At 44.4% G+C, this 446-nt stretch carries 1 protein-coding gene and 1 pseudogene; both read right to left on the bottom strand.

The annotated features are described in order from the left end of the window. Nucleotides 1-201: pseudogene (locus UF06_RS27255) on the bottom strand (hypothetical protein); the annotation flags it as partial. 44 nt (nt 202-245) lie between these two features. Next, the coding region (locus tag UF06_RS22215) for a site-2 protease family protein (RefSeq protein WP_045572415.1) at nt 246-446 on the bottom strand (201 nt) is incomplete at its 5' end.

Genomic DNA, 446 nt, shown 5'->3' with positions numbered 1-446 from the left:
GGTAGGGTTGCAGGCTTTTGGCGGAGGCGACCAATTGATACTTCGAGTGGCGTTTCTTCCCACCTTTTTCCGCTTCTCTCCCTTATACACTTCACACTCCGCTGCCTCGTATTCACTATCTTGAACTACGACGTTCTCTGCTCCGTTTGCAGAAACACTGGTCGCCAGTAAACTTGCAAACAGAATTCGCTTAATCGCCATACTTGTTCTAATTATTCCTTGCTACTGCTTTTGTCTCTGAACTATCACAGACGAGTAAAATCATTAAATAGCGCTAACGCCATGAGCGAGAAGATGATTGCACCACCAATTCTAAAGCCCATTTCCTGTACTTTTTCTGGGACTGGGCGTCGGATAACGGCTTCAATTGCGAAGAACAATAAATGACCACCATCCAACATAGGTAACGGAACGAGGTTAATAATACCTAGGTTAACACTAATTAG

This window comes from Vibrio sp. S234-5 (assembly GCF_000960595.1).
Lineage (GTDB): Bacteria > Pseudomonadota > Gammaproteobacteria > Enterobacterales > Vibrionaceae > Vibrio.
Note: the sequence above shows the minus strand (reverse complement) of the source record. Positions and strands in the feature narration are given on the sequence as shown.